This window comes from Haloarchaeobius amylolyticus (assembly GCF_026616195.1).
Classification (GTDB): Archaea; Halobacteriota; Halobacteria; order Halobacteriales; family Natrialbaceae; genus Haloarchaeobius; species Haloarchaeobius amylolyticus.
Window position 1 is genome coordinate 774,084 of sequence record NZ_JANHDH010000002.1, and the last position, 18,465, is coordinate 792,548.

Annotated in this window: 21 protein-coding genes; 12 read left to right on the plus strand and 9 right to left on the minus strand. The window is 69.3% G+C overall.

Features of this window, described 5'->3' with window-relative positions:
- Window positions 1–92: 92 nt before the first annotated feature.
- Window positions 93–992 carry a hypothetical protein gene (locus NOV86_RS16290; protein ID WP_267642674.1) on the plus strand — a complete coding sequence of 300 codons (900 nt, stop codon included), beginning with the start codon at window positions 93–95 and terminating at the stop codon, window positions 990–992.
- A gap of 22 nt (window positions 993–1,014) precedes the next feature.
- On the opposite strand, the gene NOV86_RS16295 is transcribed toward NOV86_RS16290, so the two are convergent.
- Entirely contained in the window at window positions 1,015–1,434 is a 420-nt protein-coding gene (locus NOV86_RS16295) for a VOC family protein (RefSeq protein ID WP_267642675.1), read from the minus strand.
- A gap of 83 nt (window positions 1,435–1,517) precedes the next feature.
- Entirely contained in the window at window positions 1,518–2,381 is an 864-nt protein-coding gene (locus tag NOV86_RS16300; RefSeq protein ID WP_267642676.1) for an SDR family oxidoreductase, read from the minus strand.
- Between the two features lie 164 nt (window positions 2,382–2,545).
- Here NOV86_RS16300 and NOV86_RS16305 point away from each other — a divergent pair, with 164 nt between their 5' ends.
- The 3 genes from NOV86_RS16305 to NOV86_RS16315 are packed head-to-tail and all read left to right on the plus strand — an operon-like array spanning window position 2,546 to window position 4,300.
- Entirely contained in the window at window positions 2,546–3,136 is a 591-nt protein-coding gene (locus NOV86_RS16305) for an NUDIX hydrolase (protein WP_267642678.1), read from the plus strand.
- Window positions 3,137–3,191: 55 nt separating this feature from the next.
- Window positions 3,192–3,812: an NUDIX hydrolase gene (locus NOV86_RS16310; RefSeq protein WP_267642679.1), complete on the plus strand. Its 621-nt coding sequence runs from the start codon at window positions 3,192–3,194 to the stop codon at window positions 3,810–3,812.
- Entirely contained in the window at window positions 3,809–4,300 is a 492-nt protein-coding gene (locus NOV86_RS16315; protein WP_267642680.1) for an NUDIX hydrolase, read from the plus strand. The genes NOV86_RS16310 and NOV86_RS16315 overlap by 4 nt, the downstream gene beginning before the upstream one ends.
- On the opposite strand, the gene mce is transcribed toward NOV86_RS16315, so the two are convergent.
- The gene (mce, locus tag NOV86_RS16320) at window positions 4,301–4,687 is read right to left on the minus strand and encodes a methylmalonyl-CoA epimerase (RefSeq protein ID WP_267642682.1); all 387 of its coding nucleotides are present in this window, start codon (window positions 4,685–4,687) and stop codon (window positions 4,301–4,303) included.
- A 111-nt stretch (window positions 4,688–4,798) separates the two neighbouring features.
- Between mce and NOV86_RS16325 the strand changes: the two genes are divergently transcribed.
- From NOV86_RS16325 to NOV86_RS16335, 3 genes are all read left to right on the plus strand, one after another.
- Window positions 4,799–5,773: a hypothetical protein gene (locus tag NOV86_RS16325; protein ID WP_267642683.1), complete on the plus strand. Its 975-nt coding sequence runs from the start codon at window positions 4,799–4,801 to the stop codon at window positions 5,771–5,773.
- 107 nt (window positions 5,774–5,880) lie between these two features.
- Window positions 5,881–6,114, plus strand: a complete 234-nt coding sequence (locus NOV86_RS16330) for a YgaP family membrane protein (RefSeq protein ID WP_267642684.1) — start codon at window positions 5,881–5,883, stop codon at window positions 6,112–6,114.
- Between the two features lie 107 nt (window positions 6,115–6,221).
- Window positions 6,222–7,328 carry an aminotransferase class V-fold PLP-dependent enzyme gene (locus NOV86_RS16335; RefSeq protein WP_267642686.1) on the plus strand — a complete coding sequence of 369 codons (1,107 nt, stop codon included), beginning with the start codon at window positions 6,222–6,224 and terminating at the stop codon, window positions 7,326–7,328.
- 24 nt (window positions 7,329–7,352) lie between these two features.
- On the opposite strand, the gene NOV86_RS16340 is transcribed toward NOV86_RS16335, so the two are convergent.
- Together NOV86_RS16340 and NOV86_RS16345 are read right to left on the minus strand one after the other, a co-directional pair.
- On the minus strand, window positions 7,353–9,035 hold the full coding sequence (locus NOV86_RS16340; protein ID WP_267642687.1) for an acyl-CoA mutase large subunit family protein: 1,683 nt from the start codon (window positions 9,033–9,035) through the stop codon (window positions 7,353–7,355).
- A gap of 74 nt (window positions 9,036–9,109) precedes the next feature.
- Entirely contained in the window at window positions 9,110–9,403 is a 294-nt protein-coding gene (locus NOV86_RS16345; RefSeq protein ID WP_267642688.1) for a DUF7967 family protein, read from the minus strand.
- Window positions 9,404–9,475: 72 nt separating this feature from the next.
- On the opposite strand from NOV86_RS16345, the gene NOV86_RS16350 reads away from it, so the two are divergent.
- Entirely contained in the window at window positions 9,476–9,787 is a 312-nt protein-coding gene (locus NOV86_RS16350) for a DUF8142 family protein (protein WP_267642689.1), read from the plus strand.
- On the plus strand, window positions 9,784–11,286 hold the full coding sequence (locus tag NOV86_RS16355; protein WP_267642690.1) for an FAD-binding domain-containing protein: 1,503 nt from the start codon (window positions 9,784–9,786) through the stop codon (window positions 11,284–11,286). Before NOV86_RS16350 ends, NOV86_RS16355 begins: the two co-directional genes overlap by 4 nt.
- Here the strand turns inward: NOV86_RS16355 and NOV86_RS16360 are convergent, their stop codons facing one another.
- A complete protein-coding gene (locus tag NOV86_RS16360; RefSeq protein WP_267642691.1) occupies window positions 11,287–11,907 on the minus strand; it encodes a GNAT family N-acetyltransferase in 621 nt (206 codons plus the stop codon).
- Window positions 11,908–11,980: 73 nt separating this feature from the next.
- A complete protein-coding gene (locus NOV86_RS16365; RefSeq protein ID WP_267642692.1) occupies window positions 11,981–13,138 on the minus strand; it encodes an alpha/beta hydrolase family protein in 1,158 nt (385 codons plus the stop codon).
- A 106-nt stretch (window positions 13,139–13,244) separates the two neighbouring features.
- Here NOV86_RS16365 and NOV86_RS16370 point away from each other — a divergent pair, with 106 nt between their 5' ends.
- Together NOV86_RS16370 and NOV86_RS16375 are read left to right on the plus strand one after the other, a co-directional pair.
- The gene (locus NOV86_RS16370; RefSeq protein ID WP_267642693.1) at window positions 13,245–15,251 is read left to right on the plus strand and encodes an AMP-binding protein; all 2,007 of its coding nucleotides are present in this window, start codon (window positions 13,245–13,247) and stop codon (window positions 15,249–15,251) included.
- Between the two features lie 43 nt (window positions 15,252–15,294).
- The gene (locus NOV86_RS16375; RefSeq protein WP_267642694.1) at window positions 15,295–16,359 is read left to right on the plus strand and encodes a sensor histidine kinase; all 1,065 of its coding nucleotides are present in this window, start codon (window positions 15,295–15,297) and stop codon (window positions 16,357–16,359) included.
- On the opposite strand, the gene NOV86_RS16380 is transcribed toward NOV86_RS16375, so the two are convergent.
- The gene (locus tag NOV86_RS16380) at window positions 16,345–17,061 is read right to left on the minus strand and encodes an acyl-CoA synthetase family protein (RefSeq protein WP_267642696.1); all 717 of its coding nucleotides are present in this window, start codon (window positions 17,059–17,061) and stop codon (window positions 16,345–16,347) included. The two genes, NOV86_RS16375 and NOV86_RS16380, sit on opposite strands and share 15 nt — an antisense overlap.
- Window positions 17,062–17,124: 63 nt before the next feature.
- On the minus strand, window positions 17,125–17,550 hold the full coding sequence (locus NOV86_RS16385; protein ID WP_267642697.1) for a GerW family sporulation protein: 426 nt from the start codon (window positions 17,548–17,550) through the stop codon (window positions 17,125–17,127).
- Between the two features lie 116 nt (window positions 17,551–17,666).
- On the opposite strand from NOV86_RS16385, the gene NOV86_RS16390 reads away from it, so the two are divergent.
- Window positions 17,667–18,464 carry a hypothetical protein gene (locus NOV86_RS16390; RefSeq protein WP_267642698.1) on the plus strand — a complete coding sequence of 266 codons (798 nt, stop codon included), beginning with the start codon at window positions 17,667–17,669 and terminating at the stop codon, window positions 18,462–18,464.
- Window position 18,465: the final 1 nt, after the last annotated feature.

The following is an 18,465-nucleotide window of genomic DNA, read 5'->3' on the forward strand; positions in this document are numbered from 1 at the left end:
CGAGAAATCTGTACTCTTACCACTCAGAGACTGTTGAATTCGGCGTTCCAGTTACCCTAATGGTCTTTTATGATTAATTCGTATGGACGGCTATGCGACGCCGACAACTGCTCACCGCAATCGGTGGTACCGCCTCACTCGCAGCTGTTGGCTCCGTTGGGGGAGCCAGGGGACGCGACGCGACAGGCCGGCTGGATGCCCGGCGCCGGTACTACCGCCGGCGGTTCAGGGGCTTCGACGACCCCGAGACGGAGACGCGACCACAGGGAGGCGTCTTCCCCGAGGGAAAGACTCCCTTCGCGCGCGTGACGCTCGGGACCCGCGACGGGGTGGACTTCCCGGAGAACCAGACCGCCCGCACCGTCCGGCTCTGGAACGACAGCGAGGAGACCCGCACCATCGGCTACCGTATCAGGGACGGGGCACAGCTCCGCCTCTGGCAGATCCGCGAGTTCCCGGCGGGCGGCTGGCTCGAGATCACCCTGAACCAGCCGACCGACTACGTCGTCGCGGTCGACGTCGAGGGCGCCTTCGGCGGCGAGGTCGAGGTCGGGGCCTTCGACTGCAACGTCGCGACGACGACCATCCGGGTCGACGACCTCGGCACGGTGAGTTCGACCACGAAGTCGACGCTCATCGGCTGCCCCGGCGCCGAACTGGTCGAGACCACCCTCAGCGCCGAGAGCGGCCGGTGTGGCACGCTCGAGGACGCCGACGTCATCCGGGAGGACGAGGCGGTCGTCGTCGATGGACTGGTGCTCACGCCGAACCCGTGCTACACCGCGAAGGTCGTCGAGACGCGCCTGGAGGACGACGTGCTCCACGTCACCATCGGGGCCGAGAAGTCGACGGACGTGGCCTGCATCCAGTGCGTCGGGCACGTCCCGTACCAGTCGCGGATGCGCTTCCGGAACGCCTACCCGCGCCGCGTGGTCGTCGACCACGAGGTGAACGGGCGGCGGACGCGGATGCTCGACACGGAACTGGTGTGAGCGTCGCGGGAGGCTGGCGCGGTCACTCGCCGACCGTCTCGTCGTAGCAGACGAACTCCACGCGGTTCTCCTCCGGGTCAGAGAAGTACAGCGACCGCCACGACACCCACTCGTGGGTGGCGAGGTCGAGGTCGACGCCCAGCGATTCGAGCCGGTCGCGCTCGGCCTCGAAGTCCGCGAGGTCGACCGTGAACGCGAAGTGGTCGACCGTGGTCCGTGCCGGAGCCGGCGCGACGTACTCGGCCTCGTCGGACCGGTCGAAGAGCGCGAGGATCTGCGTGTGGCCGCCGTAGCCCTCGCGGAGGCTGAAGAAGGTGCAGTCGTCGAAGCGCCGGAGCACCGCGAGACCGACCACGTCACGGTAGAATACCGTCATCTCCTCGAGGTCAGCCACGCGGAGCGCGAGCTCACCGAGTTCCTTCACCGGGCGGTCGTCTGTCATGCCCTTCGACACGACTCGCCGAGATATCGCCGTTTCGGTCGGTCGGGTGCTGGCACGCGGCAGGCGGCCGCTCCGGGCGCGCCTCAGCGTGGCCGCGGGGCGAACGCGTCCTCATGGTCGGCCACGAACGTCCCGAGGTCGCGCGGCTCGCGCCCGAGCACCCGGCGGGCGTCGTCGGTCACCCGGCCGGCCAGCCCGAGCCTCGCCGTCGTGTAGATGCCGAGCATCGTGACGACGAAGCCGGGGGACTCGCCGCGGCCGAGCCAGCGCCGGGCGAAGGCGACCGCGGAGGGGTTCGGGTAGGTGATGCGCCGGTCGAGTACCTCGGTGAACACTTCGGCGGCCTCGTGGTACGTCAGGGCCACTGGCCCGGTCACGTCGTAGGCCCGGTCGGCGTGACCGCTGGTGGTGAGCGCCTCGCCCGCGACCGCCGCCACGTCTCGCGCGTCGACGAAGCTCGTCGCGCCGTCGCCGGCCGGGACGAACAGTTCGTCGTGTTCGACCACGTCCTCCAGGTGGGTCGTCAGGAAGTTCTGCATGAAGAACGACGCGCGCAGGAAGGTGTAGCGCATCCCGGACGCGGCCACGGCCTTCTCGATGCGGCGGTGGGGCAGGAGGGGGTTCTTCTCCGCGCCGAGGACCGAGAGCACCACGCAGTGTTCGACCCCGGAACGGGCGGCCGCCTCGACGAACGGCACGACGTTCTCGCTCACCCGGGTCGCCGAGGGCGGTCGGAGGAGGAACAGGCGCTCGACGCCGTCGAGGGCGAACCCCCACGTCTCCGGGCGCTCGAAGTCGAAGGCGACGGTCTCGGCCGCCTCGGGGAGGGTCACGGTCGCCGGGTTCCGGACCGCCGCCCGGACCCGCGCGCCACGGTCGAGGAGGTCGTCCACCAGCGGGGCACCGACGGTCCCGGTCGCGCCGGTGACGAGGATCGGATCGTCCATGGGTGTCCGGAGGGCGCCGAAGAACATTACAGTAGTCCCGAAAGTTCAAGCCGCGTGGGTGTCCCGGCACGGTTCCGTCCCCCTGTTCGACCGACTGCAGGCGGCCCGGCCGTCGGCGGGCCAACAGATTCATCCGCGGGCTTACCCGAGTCTTCTGCGAGGCAATGCCGCCTGCCCGCTACAACGCCAGAGAGGTCGCCAGACGCGTCGGCCGACTCACCGACGAGTACGACGAGGTGACGGTCGTCACGGAGCGCGAGGAACCGGACCGGGAGTTCGCCGAGTTGCGCCGCCACGCCGAGGACGGCTACATCGGGGGCGCCTACTGCTGGACCACCCGCCACGACGAGCGTGGCAGCGAGTGCCGCGACGCCGACACCGGTGACGACCGTCGTCGCGTCCTCCTCGGGATGGGCCGCGACCGCGATAGCTGGTGCCCGCCAGGGGGCGGGCTGGAGGGCTACGACCCCGCCGACCCGGGCAGCGGCGAGACGTTCGAGGAGACCGCGATCCGCCGGGTCCGCGAGGAGACCGGCATCGAGTGTCGGCTCACCGAGTGCGTCTTCGTCCACTGGGCGGTCGTGGAGGACCCCAGCAGCGAGGACGAGGTCCACATGGCCTACGTCGTCTTCGACGCGACCTACCGCGACGGGAGCGTCGCCATCGAACCCGCAGAACTCAACGGCGCGGCGTGGTTCGCCGACCTGCCGCCGAACCTGCACTACTTCGCGCAGCGACGTGCTGCCGGGTGGTAGACGGTCACGAGAATCAGGTACGCTTTTGTCGGTCGGTCGATTTCTCACGTAGTCCATGCCGCCCACACGTTACAACGCCGACGAGGTGACACGCCGCATCGAGCGCCTGCGGGAGGCCTACGAGGTGGTCCGCGTCGAGCGGCGACGCGACGAACCCGTGGAGACGTTCGCCGACCTCCGGGGGTACGCCGAGGACGGCTACATCGGCGGTGCCTACGTCTGGGTCGTCCGCGAACCCGAGCAGGCCCACGACCTCACCGAGTCGATGCCCGACGACGCCTTCGGCGACGAGGACCGGGTCCTGCTCGGGATGGGCCGTGGCTCGAACCACTGGGGGCCGGCAGGGGGCGGGCTGGAGGGCTTCGACCCCGCCGACCCGGGCAGCGGCGAGACCTACGAGGACGCCGCGGTCCGCGAGGTCGCGGAGGAGACCGGCGTCGAGTGCGAGGTCCACGGCCCGGTGACGGTCGACCGCCTCGTCGTCGAGGACCCCGACGGCGCGGACGAGGTCCACCTCGCCTACGTCGTCTTCGGCGGCCGGTACGCCGGCGGGAGCATCGACGTCCAGCCCGGCGAGCTCAACGGCGCGGCCTGGTTCTCCGAGCTGCCGAGCGAACTTCATCCGAACCTCGACTTCTGGCCCGAGTACTGGGCCGACAGGGGTGAGGACGCGTGACGACGCTCACGCACGACATCGGGGACCGGCCGGTCCACGAGGAGACGATCCAGGTCGATGCCGACCGCTTCGCCTCGTTCCGTGCCGAGGCCGACCGCGGCGTCCTCGGGGGCGGTCGCGTGCTGGTCGAGAGCGAGGCCGGCCTGCTCTTCTGCCGGGTGAAGGACGACTTCGACGGCTGGGACGTGGTCGGTGGCAGCTGCGAGCCGGCGGACGCCTCCCTCGCAGCGACGGCCCGCCGCGAGGCCCGGGAGGAGGTCGGCCTCGCCGTCGACATCACGGCCCTGCTCGCGGTGAACCGGTTCTCGTTCGCCCACGACGGCGCGGCGGTGACTGGAGACTGGGCCATCTTCGCCGGCGAGAGCGCGGCGACGGGGCTCGACGTGCAGACCGACGAACTCCACGAGGCGGGCTGGTTCGACAGCCCGCCCGAGAACGTGACCCGATACCTCGGCCCGGCGCTCGAGCAGTTCGCCCGCCTCGGCTGATCAGTGCTGGACGAACTCCAGCAGGACGCCGCCGGTGTCCTTCGGGTGCATGAAGGCCACGTCGTGGCCCCACGCACCGGTCCGGGGCTCCTCGTCGATGAGGCGGACGCCGTGGTCGCGGGCCGTCTCGATGGCGGCCTCGATGTCGTCGGTCGCCACCGCGAGGTGGTGGATACCGGCCCCGCGGTTGTTGAGGTAGCGGGCGATGGTCCCCTCGTCCTCGATGGGTTCGAGCAGTTCGAAGTACCCGTTCCCGCAGTCGAGGAAGACGACGCGCATCCCGTCGAACTCCTCCTCGTGTGCCACCGCGAAGCCGAACAGGTCGGTGTACAGCTCGGCCATCGAGGCGGCGTCGTCGGTCGCGACGCCGGCGTGGTCGAAGTGCATACCCTGGATGTCGACTGGCAGCCACAAGAAGGTATAGAATCCGGGTGGGCAAGGTGAAACGGCTCTCTCAGCCTGACGAACTGTTTAGGGGCCGGTGGGGCAAGTGAGGGTATGAAGCGACGAGCCCTCCTCACGAGTCTCGCCGGCGGCATCGGCGCGCTCGCCGGCTGTCTCGACGAGAGCGGTGTCGGCGGCCCGGGCGGGACCGATACCACGACGCGGGACACGACCCGCCGCACGACGACCGAGCCGACCACCGACGACCCGGCCACCACCGACGACAGGACCACCACAGACGACGACGAGACCACGACCGAGGGTTCCGACCGGTTCGAGTGGGACCCGGCTTCCGAGGAACCCTTCGCCGAGTCCGCCATCGGCGACCGCGACTCGGTCGCGTTCCCGGACAACAACCGGCCGGCCCACGTCCGCGTGTGGAACATGGCCGACGAGGCCCGCGACCTGCGCCTGACGGTCGCGGACGGGCTGACAGACGAACTGGACGGGCCGGGCAGCGTCACCTTCCCGGCCGACGAGTGGTACGAACTCACCCTCCAGGTGCCGACCCTGTACACGGTGACGCTACTCGACGGAGACGAGACGCTCCAGACCCTGGAGTTCGACCACGGCGACTTCGACTGCAACTCGGGCGCCCACATGGTCGGCGTCGAGGCCGACGGGACGACCCACGTCACCGCATTCTCGACCGCGGTCGGCTGTCCCGCGCCCGAGATCACGGCCACCTCGCTGGGCGCCGGCGAAGGGGACTGTGCGTCGCGCGATACGTCGACTGCGACCGTCTCCTTCACCGACGACGGCGTCGACATTGAGGGGACGCTCGTCACCGGCGACCCGTGCTACGAGGTGTCCGTCGGCGACATCGGCTACAACCCGAAGACCGACGAGCTGCGGGTGACCCTCACGACCCAGCCGGGCGACGGCTCCTGCATGAACTGCGTCGGGGCGGTCCCCTTCCAGGCCAGTGCCGGCCTGAAGCACGACCTGCCGGCCCACGTCGTGGTCCGCCACCAGAGCAACGGGGAGACGACGACGGTGGCCGAGGCGATGCGGAACGCCGACGCCTGACCGGGGTTTCCCGCCTCCTTCCTCTCGTCCGTGACCGAATCCGCCCGATTCCCGCCCGGCGAGAACAGTCTTGTGTATTTATGCCACTAGCGAACAACACTAGTACCATGGAACGAAACGTCGGCTCCACGGACCGCATCGTCCGCCTCGCACTGGGCGCAGTACTCCTCCTCGCGGCCATCGCCATCGGCGCTGGCCTCGTGAGCGTCGGCAGTGGTACCGTCGCCATCGCCGTCCCGCTCGTGCTGGCCGTGGTCGGCCTCGTGATGCTCGTCACGGGCTACACGCAGTCCTGCCCGGCCTACACCCTCATCGGGATGCGGACCCTCCAGCGCCGGTAATCCCCGATACCCCACCGGCTCGATACCTCACCACGTCCTGTTCTCCGACCACGACGAGCAGAAACACACACCTACCCACGCGACACACCACCGTACACGAACCACACATGCACCCCGCCGACCTCCGCGACGACATGCCCGTTCTGGACCGAACCATCTACCTGAACACCGGCGCGAGCGGCCCGAGTCCCCGCCGCGTCACCGACGCGGTCGAGTCGTGGTACGAGTTCCACGAGTTCGAGGCCCCGGCCGGCGAGGGGATGTACATGCCGGCCTTCGACCTGTTCGACGACGTTCGCGAGACCGTCGCCGGCCACGTCGGCGCCCGGTCACAGGAGATCGCCCTCACGGGGAGCACGACAGACGGCATCAGCCGACTCCCCCTCGCGATGGACTGGGACTCGGACGACGTAATCGTACGAACCGACGCCGAGCACGCCGCGGGCATCCTGCCCTGGCGCCGCCTCCGCGACGAGTACGGCGTGGAGGTGCGCGTGGTCGAGACAGACGACGGCCGCATCCCCCGCGACGCGTGGAAGGAAGCCGTCGAGGGTGCCACGCTCGCCACCTTCTCCTCCATCTGCTGGACCTCCGGCGCGCTCGCGCCGGTGAGCGACCTCGTCGACGTCGCGCACGACGCCGGCGCCCGCGTCCTCGTGGACGCGGTCCAGTCGACCGGCCAGCACGCCTTCGACGTCCACGAGTGGGGCGCCGACGCGGTCGCCGGGTCGGCCCACAAGTGGCTGCTCGGGCCGTGGGGCGCGGGCTACCTCTTCGTCGAGCAGGACTTCGCGGAGACGCTCGAACCGGCCCAGCTGGGCTACCGGAACCTCGAGGACCCCTACGCCGACCCCTACGAGTACGCGCCGGGGGCGAAGCGCTTCGAGTTCGGGACGGTCGCGCCGGCCCCCTACGCCGGCCTGCAGGAGGCCATCGAGATGATGGAGGACATCGGCATGGCCACCATCGAGGACCACATCGCCGACCTCACGGACTACTTCAAGGGGGAACTCGGCGAGGACCGCCTCGTCTCGCCCCGCGAGTACCACTCCGGGCTGGTGTCGTTCTCGGACCCCGACCCCGAGGCGGTGGTCGAGCAGGCGGCCGAACAGGGCATCAAGATCCGGTCCATCCCGACCGCGAACGTCGTCCGGGCGTCGCTGCACGTCTTCAACACGCGTGACGACGTGGACGCGCTGCTGGACGCGCTCTGAAGACCGAAACGTAGACGCTCCTCCTCAGACCGTGCCGCCGGGGTGGTACTCCCCGAACACGTCCCGCATCACGTTACAGACCTCGCCGACCGTCGCGTAGGCCTTCACGGCGTCGACGATGTACGGCATGACGTTCTCCTCGCCCTCGCAGGCCTCGCGGAGCGCCTGCAGTTTCGCGTCGACTTCCTCGTCGTCGCGGGCCTCGCGGACGTCCTCCAGCCGGCGGATCTGGCGCTGTTCGTCCTCCTCGGTGACCTCCTGGACGTCCATCTCGGGCTCCTCGTCGACCTCGAACTCGTTGACGCCGACGATGACGCGCTCGCCCGACTCGATCTCCTGCTGGCGGTCGAAGGCGGTGTCCTGAATCTGGCGCTGGACCCACTGGTTCTCGACGGCCTGGAGCATCCCGCCCTTCTCGTCGACCGTCTCGATGATGTCGAAGGCCTCCTCCTCGATCTCGTCGGTCAGCGCCTCGACGTAGTAGCTGCCGGCGAGGGGGTCGATGGTGTCGGCGGCGCCCGACTCGTGGGCGAGGATCTGCTGGGTGCGGAGCGCGGTGCGGACCGACTCCTCGGTCGGCAGCGCCAGCGCCTCGTCCTTCCCGTTGGTGTGCAGCGACTGGGTACCCCCGAGGACGGCGGCGAGGGCCTGATAGGCGACGCGGACGACGTTGTTCTCGATCTGCTGGGCGGTCAGGGTCGAGCCGGCGGTCTGGGTGTGGAACTTCAGTTGCTTCGATTTCGGGTTCTCGGCGTCGAAGCGCTCCTCCATGATCTTCGCCCACATGCGCCGGGCGGCGCGGAACTTCGCGACCTCCTCTAAGATGTTGTTGTGTGCGTTGAAGAAGAACGAGAGCTGGGGAGCGAACTCGTCGACGTCCAGCCCGGCGTCGAGGGCGGCCTCGACGTACTCGATGCCGTCACCGAGGGTGAACGCGAGCTCCTGGGCCGCGGTCGACCCGGCCTCGCGGATGTGGTAGCCCGAGATGGAGATGGTGTTGAACTTCGGCGTCTCCTCGGCGCAGAACTCGAAGATGTCCGTGATGATGCGCATGGAGGGCTCGGGCGGGTAGATGTACGTGTTCCGGGCGATGTACTCCTTGAGCACGTCGTTCTGGATGGTCCCGCGCAGCTCGTCGCGGTCGACGCCCTGCTTGTCGCCGACGGCGATGTACATCGCCAGCAGGACCGAGGCGGGCGCGTTGATGGTCATCGAGGTCGAGACCTCGTCGAGCGGGATGCCGTCGAAGACCGTCTCCATGTCGTCCAGCGTGTCGATGGCGACGCCGGACTTCCCGACCTCGCCCGCGGACATCGCGTCGTCCGAGGAGTAGCCCATCTGCGTGGGCAGGTCGAACGCCATCGAGAGCCCGGTCTGGCCCTGGTCGAGCAGGTAGTGGAAGCGCTCGTTGGTCTCCTCGGGCGTCCCGAAGCCGGCGTACTGGCGCATCGTCCACAGGCGACCGCGGTAGCCGGTGGAGTAGACGCCGCGCGTGTACGGGTCCTGCCCCGGGAACCCGAGGTCATCCTGGTAGTCGAGGTCGGCCACGTCGTTCGGCGTGTAGAGCCGGTCGACCTCCTGCCCCCCTGTGTCTGTCGTGAACTCCTCTTTGCGCTCGCCGAAGCGGTCGAGCACCGGGTCGACCGACTCGGATTCCCACTCCGATCTCGCGGAGCGAATCGCGTCGAGGTCGTCCTCGTCGAACATACGGGAACCGAGGGCCACCCCGGCCTTAACTGTTCACGAACGACCGTGATACCGCGCCGCGTTCACACGAGCGTTCAGACCTCGTCGTCTGGGTCGTGGGTCGCCGCCATGCGCTGGGCCTCGGTCGCGTACTGCTCGCGTTCCTCGGGGTCGTCGACCGGCCCGTAGCTGTCGGCAGGCACGTCGAGGGCCGCCTTCGTCACGCGGTGGTCGCCGGTGAAACTGGTCAGGGCGCGCTCGCGCCGGTGGTAGAACCGGCCGTCCTCGGTGGCGTAGACGAGGATGACGATGTTCTGTTCGTCGTCGGAGTAGGTTCGTTCGACCAGCCACATCCGCTTCGTGTCCGTCTCGCCGGTCTGTGCTCCCATACGTGTAGTATCGGCGTCGAAACCCAAACCGGTACCGGGCACTTTTTGCACGTCCGAACCCGAGCCACGTCCATGGACGCGCCACTGCCGGACGACGAACCAGAGGAGGGCGACGCGGGGCAGGCTGGCGCACCGATTCCCGACGACGACGACGAGGTCTCGCGCAAACAGGCGTTCCTGTTCATCCTCCCGTTCCTGTTGCTCGGTCTCGCCGACGTTGTCCTGCTACTGGGCTGGGGGCTCGACCCCCTCTGGGGCTTCATGATCCTCCCGCCCATCCTCGCCATCAGTTTCATCGGCTGGATCGCCTTCAAGTACGGCTTCGTGGGCGACAACAAGCACTACGACTACGCCGAGGACGAGGACGACGTCGCCACCGAATGAGCCCGAGCCCCGTCGTCGTCTGGCACCGCGCCGACCTCCGGGTGGCGGACAACCCCGCCCTCGCGGCCGCGGCCGACGAGGGCGACCCGGTTCCCGTCTTCTGTATCGACCCCCAGTACTTCGGCGACCGTGGCCTCGCCTGCGACGACCGGTTGCTGTTCCTGCTGGCGGCACTCTCGGACCTCGACGAGCAGTACCGCGAGCTGGGCTCGTCGCTGACGCTGCTGCACGGGGACGCGGTCGACCGACTCACGCGCCTCCACGAGTCGCTGGACGCGCCGGTGTACGTGAACCACCACACGAACGCGAGACACGGGCGAGAACGCGACGAGGCGCTGGCCGACCGCGGGTGGACGCGCTGGTTCGACGCCGACGCCATCCGGCGCGAGGTCCCCGAGCCGCGCGACGGCTGGCAGGCCCACGCCGAAGCGTACTTCGAGTCGGAGCCGGTGCCGGCACCGGATTCGCTCCCCGCGAACCCGGTCGAGAGCGACGTCACGACGGACGCGGTCCGCGAGGAGTACGACCTCACGTCGGAGAAGCGCGACGTGCCCCGGGGCGGCCGGACCGCGGCCCTCCGCCGGCTGCGCCACTTCGCGCGGAACCTCGACCGCTACCCGGCGAGCATCTCGCCGCCGGCCGCGGCCGAGCAGCACTGCTCGCGGCTCTCGGCGTACCTCACGTTCGGCTGTCTCTCGCCCCGGGAGGTGTACCGCAGGGTGCAGGGCCGGGGGCAGGGCGAGTCCCTGTTCGAGTCCCGGCTGTTCTGGAACCAGCACTTCCGGCAGAAACTCGAGGACTTCCCGGCCGCGACGGACCGCGCCGTCAACCCGGTGTTCCGGGGCCTGAACCGCGACAGCCACGACCCGGACCTGGTCGCGGCCTGGCAGGCGGGCGAGACCGGGTTCCCCATGGTCGACGCGGGCATGCGGGCGCTGGTCGAGACCGGGTACGTCAACTTCCGGCTGCGGGCGCTGTGTGCCACGTTCTTCAGCTACGTCCTCCGCCAGCCCTGGCAGGTCGGCGCGGACTTCATGTACTACCACCTCATCGACGCCGACTCGGGCATCAACTACCAGCAGTGGCAGATGCAGGCCGGGACCGTCGGTGCGCACCCACCGCGCATCTACGACCCCGCGAAGCAGGTCCGCGAGCACGACCCCGAGGGCGAGTACGTCCGGCAGTACGTCCCGGAACTCGACCCGGTCCCCGACGAGTACCTCGACCGCCCGGAACGCATGCCGAAGTCGCTCCAGCAGGAGGTCGGGGTCGTCATCGGCGAGGACTACCCGGCACCCATCGTCGACTACGAGGCGGCCCGCCAGCGGGCACTGGACCGGTACAAGCGCCTGCAGCCGCGGGCGGAGGAGGCCCTCTCCGACCCTGGGATTCGGCGACGGGCGTCGCTCTCCCGGCGGCACGGTCGCGATGGAGAAGACGGAGGCGCAGGCGAGGAGCAGGCCCGCAGCGAGGACCAGACGAGCCTCGACCAGTTCTGACTAGCTGCCGGTGTCGTACTTGTAGGTCGCCTTCTCGCTGTCGATGCCGAAGTCCTCGGGCGACACCTCGTCGGGGACGACCTCGGCCTTCGCGGCCTGTTTGAACCGCTCGCGCAGGCGGTCGGGCATCCGGAACTGGCCCACGCGCAACTTCATCGGTTTGGCCTTCGGCGCGGTCTCCTCACGCTTCTCGGAGAGGCGCTCCTGGAGTACCGGCGGCAGGTCGTCCTCGCTGATGGCGGTGAAGCCGAACTGGGCGAGGTAGCCGCCGCGGTCGGTCAGCGCGTACACCGTCTCGAAGCCCTTGTCGCGGGCGTACTCGATGAGGCGCTCGACGACGTGGGCGCCGACGCCCTGCTCGCGCCAGCTCTCCAGGACACCGATACTGGTCAGTTCGCAGACGTCCTCGGCGACCTCGACCTCCCGGCGGCCGCTCTGTTTCCGGTCGCCCTCGTCGGTCGCGTGGAGGCGGATACGGCCGAAGCCGGCCTTCGAACTCGAGTCCTCGTCCACGGCGATGACGTAATCGCGGGACCGGAACGCTGTGTCGTCGAGACCCATCTCCTCGATTCGGTCGAGCAACCAGACCTCGTCCCTGTTCTTCGCGTCCCGGACGTACATGGTAACTGGTAGTTCCCCGAAGGGCATAGGATTTGTCCCCAGCCGGGCGACGATTCGACCCCCGGCGCGCCCGTCAGTCGTCGCCTCGGACCGCCTCGAGCACGGCCGGGCAGGCGTCGATGGCGACCTCGGCGTCGCCCAGTGCCGACCCGCCGAGGCCGGCCTCGCGCTCGCGGTAGTCGTGGTAGGGCTCGCGGATGCCGTGGCCCGCGTCGGGGTGGTCGACCTGGACCGTATCTCGACCGGCCCGGTCGCGCCACATGGCGATGCGCTCGCAGAAGGCGGTCGCCGGCCAGACGGTGTCGTGGCCGCCGGAGACGAGGGTGACGTGCGCCACGTCGGCCCAGGGCAGGCCCGCCGCCTCCATGGCGTCGAAACTGGCGTCGTCGACGGCGCGCTGGAACCGGCTGGCGGTCGGTTCGGCGTCGGCCGCGTCGTCGGCAACCGGGAGGGGGTCGACCGACGAATCGGCCCCCACGATTCCCGAGAAGGCGTAGGCAGTCGGCGCGTACCCGACGACGGTGTCGACGGCGTCGTGGTCGGCCGCGACCAGCGTGGCGGCCTCGGTCCCCCGCCCGACGCCGACGATGGAGACGGGCGCGTCCACGTCCTCGCGCGACGCGAGGAGGTCCACGGCACCCTCGACCGGCGAACACCGGACCTCGTCGTCGCCCGCCGAACTGGCCCGGTACCGGGGCACGACGACGGCGACGCCGGCCGTGGCCAGCATCGCGACCTGTCGCCGGTGCGTGGTGGCGTCCTCGGGTGGCAGGAAGACGACGCCCGGATGCGGGCCGTCGCCCGGCGGCACGAACACCTCGCCGTCGAAGGCGGCGGCGTCCCCGACCGGCTCGGTCCGAACCGTGGGTTCGACGAACGCGCGGATCGTATCCTGCCGGGAGACCTCGCCGTCGACCTTCGCGGAGACGACCACCGGCGTCTTCTTCGCCTCGTCGAACACCGCGTAGGGGAACTGGTGGGCCGCCTCGGGTCGGGCGTGCGAGAGCGGCATCGCGCCCCCGATGTCCGGCCCCTCGACTACGTTCGCTTTCGTCGTGTCGAGGTCGCCGTCGGTCGTCGTCCGGTAGACGCTCTGGACGGTCAGCTCGCGGCCGGCGTCGTCGGTGACGGTCAGCCGGACCGACACCTCGGCCATGGCCGGGCCGCCGGAGAGCCGGACCGGCAGGGGGTCGCCGACGCGCGTCTCCTCGGGGAGCGAGAGTTCGGGCATGGTTCCGGGGTGGTCTGCCAGCGGGGTAAGGCTCACGACCCACCGCGAAAAGTCACGAAAGAAGAGGGCAATTTCTTTGTCACCCCCGCGAGTGTTTTCGGACGAGATGGAATCCCTGGAAGACGTATCCGAGGTGGCGTTCGAACCGTCCCGCGAGTTCGTCGAGTCGACGAACGTCTGGGCGTTCATGCAGGAACACGACATCGACGACTACGACGAACTCATCGAGCGGACCACACAGGAGGTCGAGGGGGTCGACGAGAGCGGGGTCGACTGGTTCTGGGACGAACTGGTCGACTACCTCGACATCGAGTTCTACGAGGAGTACGACGCGGTCCGAGACGACAGCGACGGCCCGCAGTTCACGGACTGGTACCCCGGCGGGAAGATCAACATCGCGCACAACACGCTCGACCGCTGGGCCGCGGTCGACGAGGAGACGCGCAACTCGGTCGCCTGCATCTGGGAGGGCGAGCCGGGCGACGTGCGCGAGGTGACGTACCACGAACTCCACCGACAGGCGAACAAGGTGGCGAACTACCTCGAATCGGCCGGCATCGAGACGGGTGACACCGTCGGCCTGTACATGCCGATGGTTCCCGAGGTCATCTCGATCCTCTACGGCTGTTTCAAGGTCGGCGCCATCGCGGTGCCCATCTTCTCGGGTTTCGGGGTCGACGCGACCGCGACCCGTATCGCGGACTCGGAGTGCTCGGTCCTGTTCACCGGTGACGGCTTCTACCGCCGCGGCAGCGAGATAACCCTGAAGGGTGCGGCCGACGAGGCCATCGAGGAGGCCGGCCACGTCGAACACACCGTCACCTTCCAGCGCCTCGGCCACGAGCCCGGCGAGGAGCTGCCCTGGGACGACGACCGGGACGAGACGTGGGACGAGGCGGTCGAGACGCAGGACGACGACTACGACACGAAAGAGCTCGACGCCAGCCAGGAGTCGATGCTGCTGTACTCCTCCGGCACCACCGGCAAGCCGAAGGGCATCGTCCACACCCACGCTGGCGTCCAGATGCAGTGCGCGAAGGAACTCTACTTCGGTTTCGACCTGAAGCCCGCCGACCGGTTCTTCTGGGTCAGCGACATCGGCTGGATGATGGGCCCGTGGACGCTCATCGGGAACCACTCCTTCGGCAACACGATGTTCATGTACGAGGGCGCGCCCGACCACCCCGAGCCCGACCGGTTCTGGGAGATGGTCGACCGCCACAAGCTCACCCAGTTCGGTATCTCGCCGACGGCCATCCGCGCCCTGCGCAAGCACGGCGACGAGTGGGTCGCAAAGCACGACCTCTCCAGCCTGCGGCTGCTCGGCAGCACCGGCGAACCGTGGGACCCCGAGTCCTGGCAGTGGTTCCTCGACAACGTCGGGGGTGGCGAGGCACCCATCATCAACATCTCCGGCGGGACCGAGATCTGCGGGTGCTTCCTCATGCCGATGCCCATCACCGACCTGAAGCCCTGTACCCTCGGCGGGCCGGGCCTCGGCATGGACATCGACATCGTGGACTCCTCCGGCGAGTCCATCGCGGACACCCACGAGCGCGGCTTCCTCGTCGCCCGTGACTCCTGTCCGAGCATGACGAAGTCGCTCTGGTCGGGCGACGAGCGCTACCTCGAGGAGTACTGGTCCTCCTTCGAGGACCCGCCGATGTGGGACCACGGCGACTGGGCCCAGAAGGACGCGGACGGCTTCTGGTTCCTCCACGGCCGCGCCGACGACGCGCTCAACGTGGCGGGTCGGAAGGTCGGTCCCGCCGAGGTCGAGGGCGCGCTCATCGAGCACGAGGCCGTGAACCAGGCCGCCGCGGTCGGCGCCCCCGACGACACCACCGGGACGGCCGTCATCGCCTACGTCATCCTCGAGGACGGCGTCGCAGAGACCGACGACCTCAGGGACGAGCTCACCGCGCAGGTCGGCGAGGAGCTGGGCAAACCCTTCCGCCCGCGGGAGGTCCTGTTCGTCGACGAGTTCCCGAAGACCCAGTCCGGGAAGATCATCCGGCGGGCCATCGAGGCGACCTACCGCGGCGAGGACCTCGGTGACATGTCCAGCATCGAGAACCCTGAAGCGCTCGAGAACCTCGAAGAGGCGCGCTGAGGGTTCAGAAAGCAGTTATCCTCCTCGGCTCCCTAGGGGCGCTGTGACTCGATGGGTGGGCGGACGGCGACGAGCACGTTCCTGCGTCTCCCTGGCGAGCGTCGGCGCGGTCGCGATGGCCGCCTCCGTCGGCTACTACGTCGTCGACCACGACGACCCGCTGCTCGACGCGCTCGAGGTCACGGTCCCGTTCCTCATCGGCGCGGCCATCTTCACGGTCGGCGTCAGGGTGGTCCGGCGCGGGTACCGCCCGGCCCGGGTCCGTCGGCTGACCGGGTGGACCGTCGCCGGCGGTGTCGCCGGTGGCCTGTCCCTGCTCGTCTTCTCGTCCATCCACACGCTGGATTTCGGCGGCCAGCTCGTCAGCGCGCACCTCCTGCTCGACGGCCTGACCGCCGGCATCCTCGGGGCAGGCGGTGGGCTCGTTCTCGGCCTCTACGCCGACCGGCTCACGGAGCGAACCCGCGAACTCGAGGCGGCGAACGAGCGCCTCGACGAGTTCGCGAGCATGGTCAGCCACGACCTCCGGAACCCGCTCACCGTCGCGACCCTGTCGCTCAAACTGGCCCGGGAGACGGGCGAGGAGAAACGGTTCGACGCGGTCGACCGTGCCCACGAGCGGATGGGCGTCCTCGTGGACGAACTGCTCGTGCTGGCCCGGCAGGGGACCGACATCACCGACCCGGTCCCGACCGACGTCGAGGTGGTGGCCCGGGAGGCCTGGGACACGGTCGCGACCGAGGGGGCGACCCTCGTGGTCGGGCTGGAGCGGACCGTGCTGGCCGACGCCGAGCGACTGCGGACGCTGTTCGAGAACCTCTACCGGAACAGCATCGAACACGGCCGCCGGGACGCGACGGTGACCATCGGCGAGACGGCGACAGGGTTCTTCGTGGAGGACGACGGCCCCGGCATCGACGTGGCCCGCCGCGGCGAGATCTTCGCGGGCGGCTACACCACCACGGAGCACGGGACCGGCCTCGGTCTCAGCATCGTCAGGCGCATCGCCCGGGCGCACGGCTGGCGCGTCAGGGTGACCGACGGGTCGACCGGCGGCGCCCGCTTCGAGTTCGAGGTGCGTCCCGGCGACGGCCTACAGGTCGAGTGACGCGAGGGCGAAGACGCGTGCTTCGGGTGCGTCCTCGCCGGTCGCGACCGCCACGTCGCCTTCCTCCGCCGGCCCGGGGAACAGGATCTCGCACCCGGTCAGCAACGCCCCGAGCACCCCCGCGGCGATCGTCCGCGGGTCAGCGACGGGTGCCCTGACGGCCACGCGCTCGTCGCCGGTCAGGTCGAGCGCGTCGCGGGCCTGTCGCGCCCCGGCGAGCAGGTCGGCGTGGGTGTAGACCCGCTCTTCTGTCCAGAGGATGCCGTCGTCGGGCCGGCACGGCTCCGGCGGCATGGTCGGGTTCTCGCTCCAGACGCCGCCCTCCCAGTACCAGTACGCCGGGTCCTCGGGGTCGTCGCCGTAGCCGATTCGCTGGGTCCCCGGCGGGACCTCGTACTCGTCGAGGCGGGCGGTCGGGGCGACGAGCAGTTTCGCGTCGACCGTCGGCGGCGGGTCGAACCGGGTCTGCGCGCCGAGCAAGGACGCCCCGAGGAAGGCGAGGACGGGCTGGGCCCGGGGCTCGGTGGCGACGGCGACGGTCGACCCGGTCCGGACCCCGTGGTGGTGCATGAAGTTCCCGGCCTTCCAGGCCGTCGTCAGGAACCGACGGTAGTCGTAGCGCTGGACGCCGTCCCCGGCCGCGGTCAGGGCGGGCGCGTCGCTCCGGCGGTCTCGGGCGAGTACGTCGGCGAGCGTCTCCATGCGCGGCGCTTCGGGTCAGTCCGGCAAAAACACCGCGCTCTCCGCCGTCGGACACCGCCAGCCCTACTCGATGTCGACGTGGATGCCCGCGTCGTCGTGCCGCGTATCGTCGCTGCCAGACCCGGCCCGCCTGTCGCTGGAGAACCGGGCGAAGAGTCCGCCCGCGAGCAGCGCGCCCACGATGGCGCCGGCCACGACGCCGCGTGCCAGACTGCGGCGCTCGTCCAGCCGCACGAACCGGGTCTCGCCGTCCGATATCTCCAGGGCGCCGACCGGCGTCGTCACGACGCCACCGCCGTACCCGCCGCCGCTGCCGCTTCCCTCGGACCCGTCGCCCTCGCCGAACCCGCCGCCGAAGCCGTAGGCCACCCGCGCGACCGGGACGACGGTCCGGTCGCCGTGTTCGACGGGGTCGCCGTAGACGGTCCTGACGTGGGCGCTGTCCCGGAGCGATTCGACGGTCGACTGCAGCGTCTCAGAGAAGTTCATGTGGTTGATACGTCGAGCAGCGAGATAACGATTCGTGCGCGACGGACCCGTTCGCGCTTCATATCGGGGCCAGTACAGTTTAGTAGCCGTTCTGCAACGTGACCTGTATAGGGCCCATGTCACGACGGATCACGACCGGAATCGTTCGCGAACTGTACCAGGCGGTGTTCCGGCCGTCGGACTTCGTGCAGGCACGGACGAGTTCGTACACCCAGTCCCGCATCGGGACGCTGGTCGAGGCGAACCGGCTGGTCGTGGTGTACATCGTGAACCTGCTGATGTACGCGGTGCCGCTGACGCTGGCCGGGGTCGGCATCCAGAAGAGCCAGCCGGCACCGGAGTGGTTCGCGAACTCGATGTTCGCGCTGCTCGCGGAACCGACCCCGCTGTGGCAGTTCTGGACCGCACTCATCGAGAACTGCTCGTTCATCACGGTCGCACTCATCATCACGCTCGTCAACTACCACGCGGCGGTCGCGCTGCTGTGGAGTTCGCGGGGCATCCTGCAGACGATGCACACCGTCGTCTACACCACCAGCGCGTACCTGGCTGCTATCTTCACGCTCGTCATGCACCTCTCGACGAGCCCCTCCATCCAGGTCGCCGACGACCTCGTCATCAACGTCCAGAAGGCGTTCTTCTACTTCTTCATCGACCTGCTCGGCTCGAACCTCGAGTTGCCACAGGGCAGGCCGGAGCAGATCGTCCTCACGAACGTCACGCAGGAGGGCCAGCTCGTCATCGCCGGGCTGGTCATCTCGCTGCTGTACTACCTCTACTCGCTGTACCTCGGCGCGCGCCTGAACCACGGCACGTCGCGAGTGACGGCCCTCCTCGTCATCGGGGCCGTCGGTGCCGCTCCGGCGCTGTACGTCGTCGGAATCATCCTCGCGAACACCTACGGAGCGATCTAAC